Raw genomic sequence first — 18100 nt, forward strand, 5'->3', positions numbered from 1 at the left:
AGTTATAGTCCATATCTTAATTTTAAATCTTCAGGGTATGGTGTGACATACCACTGTTCGGCTAGATATTCATTGGGAAACTCACGTAAGTAATGACGAATAAGCGTCAAGGGAGCCATAAGCGGTAACGTACCATCGTGATAGTCGAGTATTAGTTGACTTAATTCGTGCTTTTGCTCTTTATCTAAATGCTGCTTGAAGTAACCTTGAATATGCTGCAATACATTCGTGTGGTTACGCCTTGAAGCCGGCTTACTAAGCGCGTTCATAACTTGTAAGATGTAACGTTGGCAGAAGCCCTCATCAATTGATTTTGCTTCACCGACCTCGCGCCCCAGGGCGCGATATTCGGCTTGGTTGTGAGCCATCAAAATCAATTTAGACTGTGTGTGAAATTTCAATAATGCCGACTTACTCAACGGATGCGGCAAGGATTTCCAGCGACCGTATAAAAATACACGCAAGATAAAGTTTTCTCGTAAGTGAGGGTCATTCAGACGACCATCTTCCTCAAGCGGTAGTGCAGGTTCCAATTCATGCAATCGCTCGGCAAACAAGCCCATCGCCTCTTTGCGCGCGCTGCCGGTTTTAGGATCGTAGAGTTTTACCCGCTCCATACCGCAACTAGGTGACTTCGCGCACAACACGTAACCCGATAGATCCTTAAGTTTTGGTTGAACTCGGTCTGCAAAACTTTTCAATGAATCGGTTACGTCTTCACCGGTTTTAGGGATGACAGCGCGTATCTGCTGATCGTGAAACTCAAGCCTAATGGTGGGTCGAGGCACTGGTAACCCAATACCCACTTCCGGGCAAAACTTGACAAATTCTACGTGTTTGGCAAGTTCATTTTCACAAAAAGGTGAACGCTTATGTCCACCATCGAAACGCACTTCGTCACCCAATAAACAGGCACTTATTCCAACTTTTAGACGCATCAAAACTCCGTTTATTTACAAGCTTATAATACATTATATATATTGTTGCATCGATGTTGCCATCTACCATAACGGACTTACAGCAAAAAAGGTTTGCTTAAGTTATACAAATTTAGATCCAAGCTGAATAAGCATGCGTAAAGCATGTTAAATCAAACCAAATTCAGGATAGTTGTATCGTATGGAAAAAGTGCAGCGTTTACCCTTATTTCCCTTGACGGCGCATGTCATGCCGAATGGGAAGCTTAAATTGCGCATCTTCGAACAACGCTACACACGTCTAGTTAAACAGTGCATGGCAAACCAAAGCGAGTTTGTGGTGTGCATGTTTGACCCGGGTATCGACAAATATGATGCTGACTATATTCTGCCCTTTGGCACCGCAGTCACTATTGTTGACTTTGAAATGCTCAACGATGGCTTTCTGGGTATTACTGTACAAGGTGAACGTCGAGTTCACATAAAACATCACGAATTCGAGGAGGATGGGCTTCGAATCGGTGACGTCGAAGCGCTTCCTTTGTGGCAGCCGACACCGATTACGGATGAGGTTGCCGTGCTTAAAGAACGCCTTGAAGAAATTTATGGTGTTTACCCAGAACTTGGTGATTTGTATGATGAAAAACCGTTTGAACAACTCGATTGGGTGTGCCAGCGTTGGCTGGAAATTTTGCCACTCGACGTTCACACCAAACAAGAGTTAATTAAATCGCAATCAAGTGAGCAAGTTGCTGATTATCTGCTAAACTTGGTTACGTAACTTTTTTGAGATCGACTGATCCAAACTTAAACTTGTTCTCGTAGTTAGATATACCAACTAACAACAATAGCAGGTCTAGTTATGCAAACGGTGACATCTCATACTTCACAACGGGGAGTTATGACCACATCCCAGCAGGACACTGCAGAAAAAGCTGCGCAACTTCTGGCTCAGATTGCTGAAACGCGTAGCCGTCAAGCGTTCAGTGAATTGTTCTCACATTTTGCACCTAAGTTGCAAGCTTATGGAACGCGTCAGTTTGGTAACGAGCAAACTGCGATGGATCTTGTGCAAGAAACAATGACAAATGTGTGGCACAAGGCACATTTATTTAAGGCCGATAAGGGTTCACCTTCGACTTGGATTTTCACAATTGCGCGCAATATTCGTTTCGATTTATTAAGAAAGAATAAAAAGCGCAAGGATGATATAAGTGCTGATGAACTATGGCCAATTCTGGCCGAGCAGAATGATAACTTAGACGACGATTACGCGTTGGACCAAGACATTCTGTTGCAAGAGATTTCTCATTACTACGGTCAGTTGCCAGATGCGCAACGTATCGTGGTAGAAAAAATATATGTCGAGGGTAAGTCGCAGCAAGAAGTTTCCGACTCTCTTGGAATTCCATTGGGCACGGTTAAGTCTCGTACGCGCCTTGCATTAAAGAAATTGAAAGAGTTAATAGTTGAGCATGATTAAGTCACATCCCTCTGAAGCAATTTTGTATCAGTACGCTTCAGGCGACCTTAGTGCATCAATGACATTAGTTGTTGGTACACATATTGATATGTGCCCTATTTGCAAACGAACGGTTTGTGAAATAGAGGAAGATTTATGTAGCAAACATTTGGATAGTCTTGTTGAAACGATTTGCGCGCCCTCCAAAGGTGCTATGTCGAAGACTCAATGCGACCAAATGTTAGAGGCGATTTTTAACTCTCAGGCTAAACCAGCGGCTCAACGCGAAGACTTAGTTAGCCTTGAGGGTCGTCGCTTTAATTTACCGACGACTTTGGCGCACAACGCTCATCGTATCGGAGAATGGACTCATTTAGTGGGTAAGCTATGGAGAGCACCGGTTGATTTGTCCGATGATGGTCAGACCAACTTAATTTACATGGAACCTGGTGCGCAAGTACCGGAACATACTCACAAAGGGCAAGAAGCCACACTTGTGATTGATGGTGTATTTAACGATGAGCACGATGCCTATTATGACGGTGATTTTATCTTGTTGGATGCGGATCGTAAGCACACACCTCGTACTGCGACGGAAGACTGCTTGACCCTTGCGACATTAGACGCACCGTTGTTCTTTACATCGGGTATCAGTCGCCTGCTTAATCCATTTAGTAGTTTATTTTTTCGCTAACGTTTTAAGCATAACGTAATAAAAAAGCCCGAGCTATTGCTCGGGCTTTGTGTTTTCTACGCGACTTTTGAATTTTTGACCGGGTTTAAAGCTCACCACTCGGCGAGCTGAAATAGGAATATCCTCACCCGTTTTTGGATTACGGCCTGGGCGCTGATTCTTTGTTCGAAGTTCAAAGTTACCAAAGCCTGATAACTTGACCATTTCCCCCGACTCTAAAACAGAACGTATTTCTTCAAAAAACGCCTCTACTAAATCCTTAGCGTCTTGCTTACTTACACCGTACTTGTCAAAAAGTACCTCAGCGAGTTCTGCTTTAGTCAGCGCCATATCCTAATCCCTCAAGGTTGCATCAAACTCCGACTGTAACGTCGATACTAGCTTTTCCATAATGCCGTTTATTTCGGTTTCTTCAAGGGTCTTTTCGTTATCTTGAAGTGTGACAGAAAGAGCTAAGCTACGCTTACCTTCTGGCAAGTTATCGCCTTGGTAAACGTCAAATAAGTTTAGGTCAATCAACTGATTAACGCCAATGTTCTTCAACGTAGTTAACACTTCACCCGCCGCGATACGTTCATCTAAAACAACCGCTAAGTCTCGGCGGATACTCGGAAACCGCGACACGGGTTGAGCCGATGGAATACTACGTTGGTTAATCGCATCAAGTTGCAATTCGAACACAAAAGCACGTTGATTAAGACCGAATGTCTTCTCAAACTTAGGATGTAAGGCGCCCATATAGCCAATGCACCGCTCACCACGGTATATCGCAGCAGACTGTCCTGGATGCAGAGCGCTGTGTTCGCTCGCTACAAAACGAACATCATTGATACCCGTTTTTTTCAACAAGGCTTCGACATCACCTTTTACATCATAGAAGTCAACGCCACGGTCTTCTGCCGACCAATGTTCGCCATAGGCCTTACCTGAACGCACGCCAGAAAACATCGGTTGCTGCACCACACCATTTTCAGCCGCTTCATCAGGGATAAAGCGTAAGCCTGTTTCGACAAAAGCTAACACTGATTGCTGACGCTTTTGGTTATGCGCTAGCGCATTCAATAGGCCTGGCCACAAGCTTAACCGCATTGATGACATGTCCACCGAAATAGGATGGGGTAATGTTAGCGATGCACTTTCATCAAATAACGCCGCTTGATGTTTCGGGTCTACGAAGCTATACGTAATTGCTTCTTGATAGCCCCGCTCAATCATCGCATCCACTAAGCGATGTGTGCTGATCAGTGATTCCTGTTGTGGGCGCATACGTAATTGTGCAGCAGGCGCAGCTGCCTGAAAATTGTTATACCCAAATACGCGCGCAACCTCTTCGATAAGATCTTCTTCAATGGCAATATCAAATCGATAAGTCGGCACTTTGACCAACCACTCGCCTGTCTCCACTTTGACGTCAAAGCCTAGACGCTCGAGAATTTCAGTCACGCGAGCAGCTTCAATATCAATTCCTAATACACTCGTGAGGCGTGCCGCACGCAGCGTCACTTCAGCTGGCTTAGGTAGATGCTCGTCTGATTTGGCTTCGACGATAGGACCTGCTTCACCACCACAAATTTCAATCAACAACTGTGTTGCGCGCTCCATGGCTTGGCGTTGCAATTCTGGGTCAACACCGCGTTCATAACGATGAGACGCATCCGTGTGCAAACCAAAACGACGTGCTTTACCTAAAATCGCATCAGGCGCGAAGAATGCGCTTTCGAGGAATATATCTTTGCTTTCTCGTGTTACACCACTGCCGAGACCACCATAAACGCCCGCCATAGCCAATGCCTGCTTGTCATCAGCAATAACTAGCACATCGTCATCGAGTTTCACTTCTTGCTCATCCAATAAAGTTAAGGTCTCACCTTTATTGGCATAGCGCACATGAACATCGCCTTGAATGCGGTCGAGGTCGAATGCGTGCATCGGGTGGCCCAGCTCCAACAAGACGTAGTTGGTGATATCAACCACAGGATCAATGCTACGTATACCACTGCGACGCAGTTTCTCACTCATCCACAACGGTGTTTGTTGCTTAACGTCAACATTCTTTACTACGCGCCCCAAGTAACGAGGGCACCCAACCGGTGCATCTAAATGAATTGCTTTGGCGTCTTCGAGAGTTGCTTCAACAGCGTCAACTGTCGGCTCGGACACATCAATGTTATTCAGTACACCGACCTCACGTGCTATGCCACGAATACTCAGGCAGTCACCGCGGTTGGGTGTTAAATCGATATCAATACTTAAGTCATCCAGACCCAAGTACTCACGGTAATCTTTGCCGATGGGTGCGTCTGAAGGTAGCTCAATGATACCGTCGTGGTCATCAATTAGACCCAGCTCTTTAAACGAGCACAACATACCATGCGATGGATGTCCGCGCAGCTTTGCCTTCTTAATTTTGAAGTCACCCGGTAATACCGCGCCAACCTTAGCGACCACAACCATTAAATCCTTACGGCAGTTCGGTGCACCGCAAACGATATCAAGTAATTCATTCTCACCCACATCGACTTTAGTGACCTGTAACTTATCGGCGTCTGGATGAGGACCGCATTCAACGACTTTACCAACGACAACAGTATGAAAGTCTGCTGCAACGGGCTCTAAACCATCAACCTCAAGGCCAGCCATACTGAGTTGCTCACTCAGCGCTTCACTAGAAATGTCTGGATTGACCCAACTTCTTAGCCAATTTTCACTAAATTTCATGTTCGCCGCCCTCTTAATTAAACTGTTTTAGGAATCGCAGGTCGTTCTCGAAGAACGCACGCAGATCGGTCACGCCGTAGCGCAGCATGGTTAATCGCTCTACACCCATGCCAAAAGCGAAGCCTGTATATTGCTCGGGATCAATACCGACTGCACGAAGTACATTTGGGTGAACCATTCCGCAACCCAATACTTCTAACCATTTACCATCTTTACCCATTACATCCACTTCAGCGGAAGGTTCAGTAAACGGGAAATAAGAAGGACGAAAACGAACCGTTAACGACTCCTCAAAAAAGTTATTTAAGAAGTCTTCTAAAATGCCTTTTAACTGCGTAAAGCTCACGTCTTTATCAACCATCAAGCCTTCTACCTGATGGAACATCGGTGTGTGCGTTTGGTCGTAATCGTTACGATATACGCGACCTGGCGAAATGATACGTAATGGTGGCTGCTCAGCCTCCATGGTACGGATTTGCACACCCGAAGTTTGCGTTCTTAGCATCGTTGAGGGAGTAAAGTAGAACGTATCGTGGTCTGCACGTGCAGGGTGATTCGCTGGAATATTGAGCGCGTCAAAGTTGTGGAAGCCGTCTTCTACTTCTGGGCCCTGCTTCACACTGAAACCTAAGTCACCGAAGAATGATTCAATACGGCGAATGGTTTGTGTAACAGGATGTACGCCACCCACTTGGCTAGCGCGTCCAGGTAAGGTCACATCAATACGCTCAGCATCAAGCTTTGCTTCGAGCTCAGCCGCCTTTAAAACCTCTTTGCGGGCGTTAATATCAGCTTGGACTTGTTGTTTAGCTTGGTTAATTTTTTGTCCAGCGTCGCGACGCTCAGATGGTTCAAGCTGACCTAAGCCTTTTAACAGCTCAGTTAACCGGCCTTTCTTGCCCATGTATTCAACGCGCACTTCGTCCAGTGCTTGCGGCGAATCAGCTTCAGCAATAGCTTGCTGCGCCTGTTCAACGATTTGTTCTAACTGCATTCGTTCCCTCAACCTATCATGCAAATTACGAAAGCTCTATTCTAACGAAAAAGCCATAAAAAAGGGAGCCAAATTGGCTCCCTTTTAAATCTGTTTATCGGTTTTTGGCAAAGCCTTTTTGCCGATTACAGTGCACCTTTCGCCTTTTCAACCAAGGCTGCAAAACCGCTTTGGTCATGTACAGCGATGTCGGCAAGGATTTTGCGATCGATTTCTACCGATGCTTTCTTCAGACCGTTGATAAAGCGGCTGTATGACAAACCGTTTTGACGCGCTGCCGCATTGATACGAACAATCCACAATTGACGGAATTGACGTTTCTTGTTGCGACGGTCACGGTATGCGTATTGACCTGCTTTAGTAACTGCCTGCACCGCAACGCGATATACGCGACTACGAGCACCATAATAACCTTTCGCCTGCTTTAGGACTTTCTTGTGACGCGCACGCGCGATCACACCACGTTTAACTCGTGCCATTTGCTAATCCCTCCTTACGCGTATGGTAACATACGATCGACTAATTTGACGTCGGCCTCGTGGACCATGCTCTTCGCGCGAAGCTGACGCTTACGCTTAGGTGTCTTCTTAGTCAGAATGTGACGCAAGTGAGATTGCTTGCACTTGTAACCGCCTGAAGCAGTCTTTTTAAAGCGCTTTGACGCGCCCTTGTTTGATTTCATTTTTGGCATGAAATAAAACTCCGCATTGTTGATTAAAAGTGTGACAGGGTGAGTTCAACCGAGGCTGAACTACTTGTGTACCACAATCACTTCTTAGCCGGTGCCAGAACCATAATCATCTGGCGACCTTCGGCCCTTCTAGGGAACGACTCAACAGTTGAGATTTCGTCTAAATCGTCTTTAATACGAGTTAGCAGCTCAATACCCAACTCTTGGTGTGCCATTTCCCGGCCACGGAAACGGATAGTGACTTTAGTTTTGTCACCTCCCTCGAGGAAACGACGCAGGTTGCGCAGTTTTACCTGGTAGTCGCCCTCATCTGTGCCAGGTCGGAATTTGACTTCCTTAACCTGAATCTGTTTCTGCTTTTTCTTCTGCTCTTTCTGGTCTTTACTCTTTTCGTAGAGAAACTTACCGTAATCCATAAGGCGGCAGACAGGTGGCTCAGCATTTGGACTCATTTCGACCAAATCAACACCAGCATCCTCTGCTGCTTCAAGAGCTTCATTGATACTTACAATACCGATCTGTTCACCTTCCGTGCCAATTAAGCGAACTTCATTAACACGAATTTCGTCATTGATACGATTTTTGTCAGCGCTTTTCTGAGTTCTTTTTCCGCCTTTAATGGTTTATTCCTCCAAACTAATTAATTGATTTTGCGTGTACGCACTTCTGCTTGTAACTGCTCAACAAACTGTTCGAGCGGAAACTTACCTAAGTCTTCACCGCTACGAGTACGAACCGCAACCTCGCCAGCCTCGACTTCTTTGTCGCCGACAACTAGCAAATAGGGAACACGTTTTAAAGTGTGTTCTCGGATTTTAAAGCCTATCTTCTCATTTCTCAAGTCGGCTGATGCACGAATTCCCTTTTCATTCAGGGATTTCACTACTTTATTGACGTAATCGCGTTGATTATCGGTAATATTCATCAACACGACTTGCGTCGGTGCGAGCCACAACGGGAAATTCCCCGCATACTCTTCAATAAGAATGCCCATAAAACGTTCAAGTGAGCCGAGAATGGCTCGGTGAATCATCACAGGCGTATGGCGATCGTTATCTTCACCTACATAAGTCGCATTTAAACGACCTGGTAACGCGAAATCTAACTGTATTGTACCACACTGCCACGCACGACCTAAGCAATCGAACAAAGTAAATTCAATTTTAGGACCGTAGAAGGCACCTTCACCGGGTAAATAGGTGAAGTCGATATCATGCGCTTTCAAGGCATCCGCTAAAGCTTTTTCACTGCGATCCCAAGTTGCATCATCACCGAGGCGTTTCTCAGGGCGTGTTGAAAGCTTCACATCGATCTTATCGAAACCAAAGGTTTCGTATGTTTCGTAGACCATTTTGATACACGCAGCGACTTCGTCTTGCACCTGATCTTCTGTACAAAAAACGTGCGCATCGTCTTGTGTAAAGCCACGTACACGCATCAGTCCGTGCAACGCACCTGAAGGTTCATTCCGGTGACACGATCCAAACTCGGCCATACGTAATGGCAGATCACGGTAAGACTTAAGACCTTGGTTAAAGATCTGTACGTGACCTGGGCAGTTCATTGGTTTTACCGCGTACTCGCGGTTTTCCGATGATGTCGTAAACATCAGGTCTGAGAACTTCTCCCAATGACCCGACTTTTCCCACAATACTCGGTCCATCATCATCGGACCTTTCACTTCTTGGTATTGATATTCACGAAGCTTTTCGCGCACGAAGTCTTCAAGTTCGCGGAAAATGGTCCAACCGTTATGGTGCCAAAATACCATACCTGGCGCTTCTTCTTGCCAGTGGAACAGGTCTTGTGCCTTACCAATCTTACGGTGATCGCGTTTTTCGGCCTCTTCTAACCGTTGCAGATACGCTTTTAACTGTTTTTTATCCGCCCACGCAGTACCGTAAACACGTTGCAACATCTTGTTATCTGAGTTACCACGCCAGTATGCGCCCGCCATTTTCATCACTTTAAAGTGTTGGCAGAATTTCATCGTTGGCACGTGTGGTCCACGGCACATATCAATGTATTCTTCGTGGTGGTAAAGACCCGGGTTGGCATCCGTTGGAATATCTTCGTCGAGAATTTCGACTTTGTATGGTTCATGGCGCTCTACAAACGTCTCACGCGCTTCTTGCCAACTCACCTTCTTCTTAATGACCTGATACTCAGTTTTCGCCAGTTCTTTCATGCGTTTTTCAAGTTTATCGAGGTCGTCCTGCGTTAATGTGTGGTCAACGTCAACATCGTAATAGAACCCGTTATCGATGACTGGGCCTATCGCCATTTTTGCGTCCGGCCATAATTGCTTAAACGCGTGACCTAATAAGTGAGCACAAGAGTGACGAATAATATGTAAACCGTCATCGTCTTTCGGTGTCACGATCTCAATACGCGCATCGTGTTCAATCATTTCACAGGCATCGACGAGTTCACCGTCAATACGGCCTGCTACGGTGGCTTTAGCTAAACCAGCACCAATATCTTGAGCCACATCCAAAATGGATACAGGTTGATCAAATTCGCGTTGACTACCGTCAGGGAGAGTGATTACAGGCATGAAACTTCCTTTCTACAGTGGTGACACCTACCAAGTGCCACATGCGCTAACATCGATTCTTTGTCGAACCATACGAAATTGTTTACGTTCGGTACCATCGAACGTAAACCCACACTATAATGCAGGCTTTTTGTGAGAGCAAGGGTAACACATGGATCTAGCGAGTGTTTGGGGGCAGCTAGCAGCGTTAACAGCAGCCGCTTTTTGGGCAGTGGCTTCGATACTTTATCATCGCGCCGGTGCTCACTTCTCAGCGTTACAAATGAATCTCATCAAAGGCGTAATTGCCAGTCCGTTGCTATTCGGTATGAGTGCCCTGTTTGGCGCACCGTTGGTATTTAGTGCAGGGCCCTGGTTACTCGCCCTCAGCGGAGTAATTGGTATTACCGTAGGCGACAGCTGCCATTTTGCCGCATTGCGCCGTTTGGGCCCCTGGCACGCGATGCTACTCGAATACTTAGCGCCACCTCTAGCTGCGTTTATGGCTTGGTTGTTTTTAAACGACGGCCTTTCTGGTATCGAAATTATCGGTGCGCTAGTGACTTTGTTGGGTGTTTTATTGGTCGTCACTGAACGTGCGCCGAATCAGCAGCCGTCGCTGTCCATCAGCGGTATCCTGTTTGGCTGTGGTGCTGCCTTCTGTCAAGCAACTGGGCTGGTAATGGCTTTTTCGGTATTACAAAATGATCTTATTGATCCGCTCAGTGCGGCATTTATTCGCCTTGCGGCCGGTTCTATTCTATTAGCGCTGATTGTTGGAATATCACAACGCCACGCTTTTCAAGCCATTTTTCGCCAGTGCCGAGCCATTAACCCACTGCCACTGCTGGGTGCTATCTTTTTTGGCACCTTTTTAGCGATTTGGTTACAGCAGCTATCTATTGCACATATTAATCCGGGTTTAACACAAACACTTCTGTCCACTGCACCACTTTTTTTAATTCCAATTTCTTTATTGAAAAAACAAAAGATTACCGTGCGTTCGCTGTTCGGCGCACTGGTATCATTAGGTGGTATTGCGATTCTCTTTCTATAATTAAGGCTACCCTAAAAAACCAAACGGTGACCGTTATGCACGAGGAAGACCTGACCCATGCAATCGTCCGTTGCCCCCACTGCGGGCATACGACGCAACTCGGTGTAGATAGCAGTAATGGCGATCAGGATTACCAAGAAGAATGTTCAGCCTGCGGTGACCTGATTCATATCCAACTCACCGTCGACCCCATTAACGCACAAACTCGTTTAAAGGTCGACGGCAATGATGAACAATTCTATTGACCGCGTGCAGCGAGGACGCGCTCCACCGTTGTGACAGTCGTGATAGTTTGTTGGTCCATCTCAATGTTCACATTATCGCCTGGCTTCAGTGCAGCCAAGTTCGTTAAACGCAATGTTTCGGGTATAAGGTGCAAACTAAATTTATTATCCTGTACCTGTCCCACCGTCAAACTCGCACCATTCACGGCAATAAAGCCCTTCGCGAACAAATAAGGTACTTGAGCTTGCGGTAACGACAACCAAGCTGACCAATTATGTTCACTGACTTCAATATCAAGGATCGAAGCGGTGCAATGAATGTGCCCTGATACGTAGTGACCGCCCATTTCATCGCCAACCCGCAACGAGCGTTCGAAGTTAACCTCCGAGCCTACTTTCAGTTCGCCTAGGTTAGTCAGCCGCAGCGTTTCATCAATCACATCAAATGAAACCTGTGTCTCATCAAAGTGAACCACTGTTAAGCAAACACCGTTTATCGCTATACTGGCCCCCAGTTGAACGCCATCAACATGATGTGGCTCGACTGAGACGGTCAAATGACGAAAATCGCCCTTATCAGTCAGCGATTCCACTTTGGCTTTGGTTTGAACAATACCTGTGAACATTTAACTTATGTCCTTAGCTAACAACACAATGCTGACCAGTTTAAAGCTTTTAGTTACGCGACTCCAGCCAAAGCGTTGTGTTAACGCATGGATAGTGGCAATTTTGTTAGTTTCGTTGGTGGGTTGTTCGCAGCCCTCGACTGTATCCAGTTTGCACGCTCTACACGAGCGCGTAGCCTTTACCTTAGATATTGAATTAACGCCGCTCACATTCGAGCCCCGACCGCCGCAGTTACCTGACGTTCGCGTCCTCAAGCCGACGGCATCAACACCCACTATGCGCTTTTTAACAGCGCTACAACTGAATCATTGTCGCGCGGGTCAACTGATTGCTGAACGCAATAGTGCATTAGGTCGCCTTGATGATGGATTCTCTCGTTTTCAAGATGATCAAAGCCTCATTAAAGCGCTCAGACAATGTGCTAAGTCACCGCAGTCAGAAGCTTTTGCTGCTGAACTCATTACCGCTGCGCAGCAACTGAGCGACACAACGTCTGCTCGTCTGGCACGCGCGCTTGCAACGGACAAAGGGCTCAGGCACGCGCTAACGATGGCTGCAACGCCATTAGTAACCATTTCCGACACTGAATTTAGTCACAGTATAAATGCGTTGAATGCGGTCACTTCATGGCTTGAGGAGCCAAATACAGCCGTTGACCTTAATGAGCCCTTAAAAGTCTTGGCGCAAGAAAACTACTTGCCTCAACTGATGCGAAGCATCGCTGAGTACTCTGTTTTACTCACGCAATTTTCCGAGCAGCTGGATAACCTTGCTCAGCCTGCCGGTTGCTTATCGAAAGGTATACCCGAGCGCGCTCACCGTTTACATAGCGCCTTTATTTCAGTTTTTATCAAACAAACACAAGGCGACTTAGCGGATATACAACGCCAGTACCAGCGTTTTAGCGAGGCATTAAACACGCTTGCAATGAAAGCGCCACAACCTGAGCTTAAACACTATTTAAATCAATGGGCCCTTTACGACGCGCGGTTAACGCAAGCAACTAAGTCTTTCGTCCAACCCTGGCAACAGTTTTTTGAAGCATGTGGATTTAAGGCTGGACGCTAAATTTCGTACACTTTGGTGATTTAACAAGCAAACACACGCTATCCGATAAAAAAGTACTTGCATGCTTAACTTCAAATCAATAATATAGCGCCCGTCTTCACGACAACCCCAAACAGTGCGTCCGTAGCTCAGTTGGTTAGAGCGCTGCCTTGACATGGCAGAGGTCGGTAGTTCGAGTCTACTCGGACGCACCACTTCCTTAAATTTAACAATTTTTATTTTTATACCCTCTGATCCGCTCAAGTTGCTCTATTCGTAAGTTTCGCACATAGTTAATCTGCATCGTCAGTACACTTACCTGTAGCGAGGAGCTTCATGAGCCAATATAAAGCAATTAAACTAGTCAAACGTCCTCAGCCTGGTCCTGTCTCCAAGGATATTTTCGAGATCGTTGAACTCGATCGTCCCAGCGTCGACGACGGTCAAATACTGATTAAACAAACCCACATGTCATTGGATCCCGCCATGTTTGGCTGGATGAGCCCAGACAAAGAAAGTTATATTCCACCGGTTGAACTCGGCTCTGTGATGCGCAGTTCAGGTGTCGGTGAAGTCGTTGCAAGTAAACACCCTGATTTTGCCGAAGGCGATCGCGTCATGGGAATGATGGGCTGGCAGGAGTATGCGCTCAGCGATGGTCAAGGAATTAATAAAGTGCAAACAGGTGCGCCCGATGAAATGGTGCTTTCGGTGTTTGCTCTTCCCGGCCTTACCGCAACACAAGGTCTATTAAACGTGGGGAAACCCAAACAAGGTGAAACGTTGGTAGTCACAGGCGCAGCCGGTTCCGTCGGCTCGATTGTCGGTCAAATGGCGAAAGCCGATGGCCTCTCGGTTATTGGCGTAGTCGGTTCAGACGAAAAAGCAGAGTGGATTGTTAACGAACTTGGGTTTGACGGCGCAGTCAACTACAAGACTGATGACATTCCCGCCAAGTTAGCTGAATTAACGCCAAATGGCATTGACCTCTATTTTGAGAATACCGGCGGTCCGATTCAACATGCGGTCATGGGACGCATGAATGCACATGGACGCATTGTTGTCTGTGGCATGATTGCGGATTACGATAAAGAGCAACCAAGCCCTGGACCGAGCTGGATTCCAATCATCAAGAAGCGACTGACAATTCAGGGCTTCACGATGCCGGATCATTTTGATCAAATCCCCACCTTACTGAAACAATTAACGCCTTACGTGACAAATGGCGATATCAAATATCGGGCTCACGTACTTGAAGGCTTAGAGTCGGCGATTGAAGGACTTAACATGTTTCTAAGTGGTGAGAACCAAGGTAAATTATTAGTCAAACTCTAATAACTGAGCCACTTGCGTTGTATACGCAAGTGGCATTTTACCCACTAGTCGTCAGAAAAAACGTCTTCAATAGTGCATTGGAATACCTTGGCAATTTTAAATGCTAGCGGTAAGCTCGGATCAAACTTTCCTGTTTCAATCGCATTGATTGTTTGACGTGAAACCGACAATGCCTGCGCAAGATCATTCTGAGTCCAGTTTCTCTCAGCTCTTAACACTTTGAGTCGGTTTTTCATCGGTATTTCCTCATCCCTAATAAAAGCGCAACAATATAAGTGACGCCGAGTACCATCATCAAGTGTGAAATCTCAAAATCAAAACCCAACAAGCTATTTTGCGTTAGCGATGTCGCCGCAAGGCCTAAAACCACACTGATGCCAAGCGCTAAACTCATCGCCTCTAGCTGAACCTTTCGTTGCAGCTCGTCTTGATGGTCTAAGTGACGTTTGTTCGCCCATATCATGGCAGCACCCATAATGATGTTTACTACGCTAGCTACATAAGTCATTGTCGAACTGTCCCACCATTGCTTAGGTCCGAAGCTCGCCAGCGCCAACGTAAGTACCCATAACCCTGTCCAAACCGCCAGTAATTTATTCGATCGGCACTGCTGTTGCTGCCACTCGTTACGTTCAGTCATTTTTGTTCTCCATTTAGTAAAGTAAATAAAACACGTCATAATGTAAAATACACTTTACCATAGTAGCCGCACAAAGAATAAAGTCAAGTTTATTTGACATGGCTAATGAGTAATTGCTGGTGAGTTCCTCAGCGCGCCAACTCAACTCGGTTTCGACCGTTTCGCTTTCCTTTGTAAAGCATCTCATCAGCGCGCTGAATGAGCAGATCCAAGCTGCGCTCATTGCTTTTCATTGCGATACCGACGGTGATACTGACCGAAACTTGATTTAAGGGAGATGGTAACTCGATTGCGTTAACATTAGCGGTTAATCGCTGAGCTAACTTGACCGCCTCTTTATGGTGCGTGTTCGGCATCGCCACGATAAACTCTTCACCACCAAAACGACCCACCACATCGACACGTCGAAGCGATTGACGAATGGTTTTAGCAACCTGCTTAAGTACCTCATCACCCCGCGTATGACCCCAAGTATCATTAATTTGCTTGAAGTGATCGACATCTATCATAAGTAAGCAAAATGCCGTGTTTTCGCGTAAAGCTCTTTCTAATAAAGCTTCAGCACGTTTAATGAAATGACTGCGCGTATCAAGCTCGGTTAAGGTATCCCGTTCGGCTAATCTTCTTAACTGTGCTTCGAGAGACTTTCGGTGTTCTACTTCTCGTTGCAAGGCTAAATTCTGGTCGCGCTCTTCATTTAATAAAGAAAACTGCTTACGTTGGAGTATTTCAAGTCTTAACAACGCGCAATAACCGACAATATTAGCCATGATAAGAAGAAGAACGAGACGAGTGGCAGTTGGTACGGAGACCTCGGCATAAGCTACTGAAGCTACTATAAATCCAACACTGAGAAATCCACTCGCCCAACTGGCAATGGTTAATAAACTTGGAATGAGTAGGTAAAACGCCATGATGGCGACAACAACCGCCGTAATTTGAGTGTAAAGGCTTTCGGGTCTTAAAGGCACGATCGAGATAATACCCGCGGCAAGAACCCATAACGGCAAGGCATGAAGAAGTGGTTTTCGAGAAAAGTTACCAACCCGTCCAAGAATTAATGCCAACACGACACAACTTGAAACCACGACCGCTCGCATCGATATTAAGGTAAAAAAATCAGTTGAATGACCGAGCAGATTATAGTCGGTGACAGCAAACATCGCGAAAATCAGGGAAACCAGCATCAGTGCTAAGCGAGAGTCATGCCTAACCCGTAATTTTATCGAGTCGCGATAGCTTGCTTCGCGCCGTGAATCCCTAAACTGCCCTGTTAGCCAATTAATGTCATTGTATTTTTGTTGTAATGACAAGCGAGAAAGTCCTTGTACATAAGTTATGATGGTGAGCACCGTTATCGTAATTCACGCAGAACTGTTTAACAAATAAAATACGCTGAAGCCGAGAAAATAGACACGGCACTTGACGAATCTGTTGATTTAAGTGCGACACAAATATATATTCATAGCACAATGTTAAAAATAAGTATCCTTTTAATGTCATAGCGATTCGCTTGCATGTTATCTGCAATGTGAGTTCGATAGACGTTGAGTTAACGGTAGCGAGGAACCGTGATGCCGCGTAGAAGTAAATCATTAATCGAGGGGTTGCTCGACTTATTCTCAACTTGGCCTTGGTATATCAGTCTTTTTCTTGCCCCCATTACCTACTTTAGTATCAATCTCATTGTTCAGTCGCATACATGGGGTACCGTTGAAATAGACATTAATGATCCCACCAGCATGACCGCTTATATGGCCCACTTCATGGGGCAACTGCTGTTACCTCTATTGCAATTTGCGCTCCCTGCACTTCTAATTTTGGCCAGTATCGTTTCATTAATAAACGCTTTATCGAACCAACAACGCTATGAACGTGTTATCCAATCGTCCGAACCTGCCGTATTAAAAACTGTGGATTGGGAGCATTTTGAACAACTCGTTGGCGAATTTTTTAGCCGCGAGGGCTATCATGTGAAGCCAACACCTACTGGACCAGATGGTGGAATTGATTTAAGGATCGAACGAAACGGTCAGTTGTATTTGGTGCAATGTAAACAGTGGAAATATCGCAAAGTACCTGTTTCAGTCGTAAGGGAACTATTTGGTGTTGTCATAGCAGAAGGCGCCGCTGGTGGCTTTATCGTAACGTCTGGCGAGCTGACGCATGACGCGCACATTTTCGCAAAGGGAAAACCCATACATATTATCGATGGCGAAACCTTCCATCGATTTGTGCGACAACGCGAAAAAGCCGCTGTTAGATTTCCCCCAAGCCCAAACACACGTCCAACCACACAGGTTTGTCCCAAGTGTGAAGGGCCTATGGTAAAACGCATAGCCCGTCGTGGACCCAATAGGGGCGAATCTTTTTGGGGTTGCAAGCGGTTTCCAAAATGTCATGGCACGCGCCCATAGTGCTGGGTTAATCGCGTATGATGCGCGACCTACGCAACATGGGTGTCATAGTAATTGAGTAAAAGAGATATTGCATCGTCAAGCGGCGAGTCACTTTTCAGGATGTCAGCACTGTCGAGTAGCAAACGCATCATCACTTGGTTATCCTCCTCCTCTCGCCACATCTTAATGTAACTGCCCTCTCTATAGCCCCGTTGTTGGCGCACATGATTCAGCGCATTTTTCCCTACGTAACTGATATAAACCGCTTCTGCAGTACCGTAGGCTTGATATAACATGCTAAATAGTTGCGTCAATGATTCATCACCAAAGCACAACGGACGGTTTAAGTCTGGGCGTCCTTCTAACGCAGTATGACGCAACAACCACCGGGCGTCTCGAGCTTCATCAGCATGGGCGCGAATACTCGCTTCAGCGAGCTTAAGTGCGGCTGTCTCAACGGGACTGGCACTGTCATCTTCTACCAAAATTTCGATAACGTCAGACACCGCGAAGTGCAGCACATCGATCAACTCCATATTGGCTTGGGCGTGGTCGACGGTTTGCTTTTTCCACCACTTGTAGCCAAGGTGTTCATAGCGTTCACCAAGCTCGACAATGACAGCCGCGAAATCATCACGGACCAGTTTTGGCGCTATCGGCCAGTGTGCATCGAGGCCCTGATTAAATTGAGTCTGTAACTTAGCAATTTGTTGGGCTTGTTTGACCGTTAATTGAGTATCGGCGGGCATGAATGCGTCC

21 protein-coding genes and 1 tRNA gene are annotated in these 18100 nt (G+C 46.1%); 9 read left to right on the top strand and 13 right to left on the bottom strand.

The annotated features are described in order from the left end of the window. Positions 1-2: 2 nt before the first annotated feature. On the bottom strand, positions 3-938 hold the full coding sequence (locus tag OS145_RS06150; RefSeq protein WP_006955390.1) for a YbgA family protein: 936 nt from the start codon (positions 936-938) through the stop codon (positions 3-5). Between the two features lie 181 nt (positions 939-1119). Here OS145_RS06150 and OS145_RS06155 point away from each other — a divergent pair, with 181 nt between their 5' ends. The 3 genes from OS145_RS06155 (at position 1120) to OS145_RS06165 (ending at position 3073) form a co-directional block, all read left to right on the top strand. After that, positions 1120-1698 (top strand): LON peptidase substrate-binding domain-containing protein, encoded by a 579-nt coding sequence (locus OS145_RS06155; protein ID WP_006955391.1) that lies wholly within the window; start codon positions 1120-1122, stop codon positions 1696-1698. A gap of 81 nt (positions 1699-1779) precedes the next feature. Beyond that, positions 1780-2400, top strand: coding sequence for a sigma-70 family RNA polymerase sigma factor (locus OS145_RS06160; RefSeq protein ID WP_040487855.1), 621 nt, complete (start codon positions 1780-1782; stop codon positions 2398-2400). Further along, the gene (locus OS145_RS06165) at positions 2393-3073 is read left to right on the top strand and encodes a ChrR family anti-sigma-E factor (RefSeq protein WP_006955393.1); all 681 of its coding nucleotides are present in this window, start codon (positions 2393-2395) and stop codon (positions 3071-3073) included. Before OS145_RS06160 ends, OS145_RS06165 begins: the two co-directional genes overlap by 8 nt. Before the next feature lie 33 nt (positions 3074-3106). Here the strand turns inward: OS145_RS06165 and OS145_RS06170 are convergent, their stop codons facing one another. The 7 genes from OS145_RS06170 to thrS form a co-directional block, all read right to left on the bottom strand. Continuing rightward, positions 3107-3403 carry an integration host factor subunit alpha gene (locus OS145_RS06170; RefSeq protein ID WP_006955394.1) on the bottom strand — a complete coding sequence of 99 codons (297 nt, stop codon included), beginning with the start codon at positions 3401-3403 and terminating at the stop codon, positions 3107-3109. A 3-nt stretch (positions 3404-3406) separates the two neighbouring features. Continuing rightward, complete coding sequence (gene pheT, locus OS145_RS06175; protein ID WP_006955395.1) at positions 3407-5791, bottom strand: phenylalanine--tRNA ligase subunit beta; 2385 nt, start codon at positions 5789-5791, stop codon at positions 3407-3409. Between the two features lie 13 nt (positions 5792-5804). Then, entirely contained in the window at positions 5805-6785 is a 981-nt protein-coding gene (pheS, locus tag OS145_RS06180; RefSeq protein WP_006955396.1) for a phenylalanine--tRNA ligase subunit alpha, read from the bottom strand. A gap of 125 nt (positions 6786-6910) precedes the next feature. Then, on the bottom strand, positions 6911-7264 hold the full coding sequence (gene rplT / locus OS145_RS06185) for a 50S ribosomal protein L20 (protein WP_006955397.1): 354 nt from the start codon (positions 7262-7264) through the stop codon (positions 6911-6913). A gap of 14 nt (positions 7265-7278) precedes the next feature. Next, positions 7279-7476 (bottom strand): 50S ribosomal protein L35, encoded by a 198-nt coding sequence (gene rpmI, locus OS145_RS06190; protein WP_006955398.1) that lies wholly within the window; start codon positions 7474-7476, stop codon positions 7279-7281. A gap of 77 nt (positions 7477-7553) precedes the next feature. Further along, entirely contained in the window at positions 7554-8096 is a 543-nt protein-coding gene (gene infC / locus OS145_RS06195; protein ID WP_083405017.1) for a translation initiation factor IF-3, read from the bottom strand. Positions 8097-8116: 20 nt separating this feature from the next. Further along, positions 8117-10033, bottom strand: coding sequence for a threonine--tRNA ligase (gene thrS, locus OS145_RS06200; protein WP_006955400.1), 1917 nt, complete (start codon positions 10031-10033; stop codon positions 8117-8119). Between the two features lie 151 nt (positions 10034-10184). Here thrS and OS145_RS06205 point away from each other — a divergent pair, with 151 nt between their 5' ends. Next, positions 10185-11069 carry a DMT family transporter gene (locus tag OS145_RS06205; protein ID WP_006955401.1) on the top strand — a complete coding sequence of 295 codons (885 nt, stop codon included), beginning with the start codon at positions 10185-10187 and terminating at the stop codon, positions 11067-11069. Between the two features lie 35 nt (positions 11070-11104). Continuing rightward, a complete protein-coding gene (locus OS145_RS06210; protein ID WP_006955402.1) occupies positions 11105-11314 on the top strand; it encodes a CPXCG motif-containing cysteine-rich protein in 210 nt (69 codons plus the stop codon). Here OS145_RS06210 and OS145_RS06215 read toward each other — a convergent pair. Beyond that, complete coding sequence (locus OS145_RS06215; protein WP_006955403.1) at positions 11308-11919, bottom strand: riboflavin synthase; 612 nt, start codon at positions 11917-11919, stop codon at positions 11308-11310. The two genes, OS145_RS06210 and OS145_RS06215, sit on opposite strands and share 7 nt — an antisense overlap. A gap of 94 nt (positions 11920-12013) precedes the next feature. Here OS145_RS06215 and OS145_RS06220 point away from each other — a divergent pair, with 94 nt between their 5' ends. The 3 genes from OS145_RS06220 to OS145_RS06230 all read left to right on the top strand — a co-directional run bounded on the left by OS145_RS06220 (position 12014) and on the right by OS145_RS06230 (position 14302). Beyond that, positions 12014-12988 (top strand): DUF3080 family protein, encoded by a 975-nt coding sequence (locus tag OS145_RS06220; protein WP_165477451.1) that lies wholly within the window; start codon positions 12014-12016, stop codon positions 12986-12988. Between the two features lie 117 nt (positions 12989-13105). Further along, positions 13106-13182: transfer RNA gene (locus tag OS145_RS06225), tRNA-Val, on the top strand. A gap of 121 nt (positions 13183-13303) precedes the next feature. Then, positions 13304-14302, top strand: a complete 999-nt coding sequence (locus OS145_RS06230; RefSeq protein WP_006955405.1) for an NADP-dependent oxidoreductase — start codon at positions 13304-13306, stop codon at positions 14300-14302. A gap of 44 nt (positions 14303-14346) precedes the next feature. On the opposite strand, the gene OS145_RS06235 is transcribed toward OS145_RS06230, so the two are convergent. The 3 genes from OS145_RS06235 to OS145_RS06245 form a co-directional block, all read right to left on the bottom strand. Then, positions 14347-14538 carry a helix-turn-helix transcriptional regulator gene (locus OS145_RS06235; RefSeq protein WP_006955406.1) on the bottom strand — a complete coding sequence of 64 codons (192 nt, stop codon included), beginning with the start codon at positions 14536-14538 and terminating at the stop codon, positions 14347-14349. Beyond that, positions 14535-14942 carry a hypothetical protein gene (locus OS145_RS06240; RefSeq protein WP_006955407.1) on the bottom strand — a complete coding sequence of 136 codons (408 nt, stop codon included), beginning with the start codon at positions 14940-14942 and terminating at the stop codon, positions 14535-14537. Before OS145_RS06240 ends, OS145_RS06235 begins: the two co-directional genes overlap by 4 nt. Positions 14943-15070: 128 nt before the next feature. Further along, on the bottom strand, positions 15071-16255 hold the full coding sequence (locus OS145_RS06245; protein WP_006955408.1) for a GGDEF domain-containing protein: 1185 nt from the start codon (positions 16253-16255) through the stop codon (positions 15071-15073). Between the two features lie 261 nt (positions 16256-16516). Here OS145_RS06245 and OS145_RS06250 point away from each other — a divergent pair, with 261 nt between their 5' ends. Beyond that, positions 16517-17359: a restriction endonuclease gene (locus OS145_RS06250; protein ID WP_006955409.1), complete on the top strand. Its 843-nt coding sequence runs from the start codon at positions 16517-16519 to the stop codon at positions 17357-17359. A 29-nt stretch (positions 17360-17388) separates the two neighbouring features. On the opposite strand, the gene OS145_RS06255 is transcribed toward OS145_RS06250, so the two are convergent. Beyond that, the gene (locus OS145_RS06255) at positions 17389-18090 is read right to left on the bottom strand and encodes a dUTPase (RefSeq protein WP_006955410.1); all 702 of its coding nucleotides are present in this window, start codon (positions 18088-18090) and stop codon (positions 17389-17391) included. Positions 18091-18100 lie beyond the last annotated feature (10 nt).

The sequence above is a fragment of the Idiomarina baltica OS145 genome (assembly GCF_000152885.1).
Classification (GTDB): domain Bacteria; phylum Pseudomonadota; class Gammaproteobacteria; order Enterobacterales; family Alteromonadaceae; genus Idiomarina; species Idiomarina baltica.

Coding starts and splice junctions, on each gene's coding strand:
- OS145_RS06235 (WP_006955406.1), bottom strand. CDS start 14,538: ATGAAAAACCGACTCAAAGTGTTAAGAGCTGAGAGAAACTGGACTCAG.
- rpmI (WP_006955398.1), bottom strand. CDS start 7,476: ATGCCAAAAATGAAATCAAACAAGGGCGCGTCAAAGCGCTTTAAAAAG.
- OS145_RS06230 (WP_006955405.1), top strand. CDS start 13,304: ATGAGCCAATATAAAGCAATTAAACTAGTCAAACGTCCTCAGCCTGGT.
- OS145_RS06170 (WP_006955394.1), bottom strand. CDS start 3,403: ATGGCGCTGACTAAAGCAGAACTCGCTGAGGTACTTTTTGACAAGTAC.
- pheS (WP_006955396.1), bottom strand. CDS start 6,785: ATGCAGTTAGAACAAATCGTTGAACAGGCGCAGCAAGCTATTGCTGAA.
- thrS (WP_006955400.1), bottom strand. CDS start 10,033: ATGCCTGTAATCACTCTCCCTGACGGTAGTCAACGCGAATTTGATCAA.
- OS145_RS06160 (WP_040487855.1), top strand. CDS start 1,780: ATGCAAACGGTGACATCTCATACTTCACAACGGGGAGTTATGACCACA.
- OS145_RS06155 (WP_006955391.1), top strand. CDS start 1,120: ATGGAAAAAGTGCAGCGTTTACCCTTATTTCCCTTGACGGCGCATGTC.
- OS145_RS06205 (WP_006955401.1), top strand. CDS start 10,185: ATGGATCTAGCGAGTGTTTGGGGGCAGCTAGCAGCGTTAACAGCAGCC.
- OS145_RS06215 (WP_006955403.1), bottom strand. CDS start 11,919: ATGTTCACAGGTATTGTTCAAACCAAAGCCAAAGTGGAATCGCTGACT.
- OS145_RS06255 (WP_006955410.1), bottom strand. CDS start 18,090: ATGCCCGCCGATACTCAATTAACGGTCAAACAAGCCCAACAAATTGCT.
- rplT (WP_006955397.1), bottom strand. CDS start 7,264: ATGGCACGAGTTAAACGTGGTGTGATCGCGCGTGCGCGTCACAAGAAA.
- OS145_RS06240 (WP_006955407.1), bottom strand. CDS start 14,942: ATGACTGAACGTAACGAGTGGCAGCAACAGCAGTGCCGATCGAATAAA.
- OS145_RS06250 (WP_006955409.1), top strand. CDS start 16,517: ATGCCGCGTAGAAGTAAATCATTAATCGAGGGGTTGCTCGACTTATTC.
- pheT (WP_006955395.1), bottom strand. CDS start 5,791: ATGAAATTTAGTGAAAATTGGCTAAGAAGTTGGGTCAATCCAGACATT.
- OS145_RS06210 (WP_006955402.1), top strand. CDS start 11,105: ATGCACGAGGAAGACCTGACCCATGCAATCGTCCGTTGCCCCCACTGC.
- OS145_RS06165 (WP_006955393.1), top strand. CDS start 2,393: ATGATTAAGTCACATCCCTCTGAAGCAATTTTGTATCAGTACGCTTCA.
- OS145_RS06150 (WP_006955390.1), bottom strand. CDS start 938: ATGCGTCTAAAAGTTGGAATAAGTGCCTGTTTATTGGGTGACGAAGTG.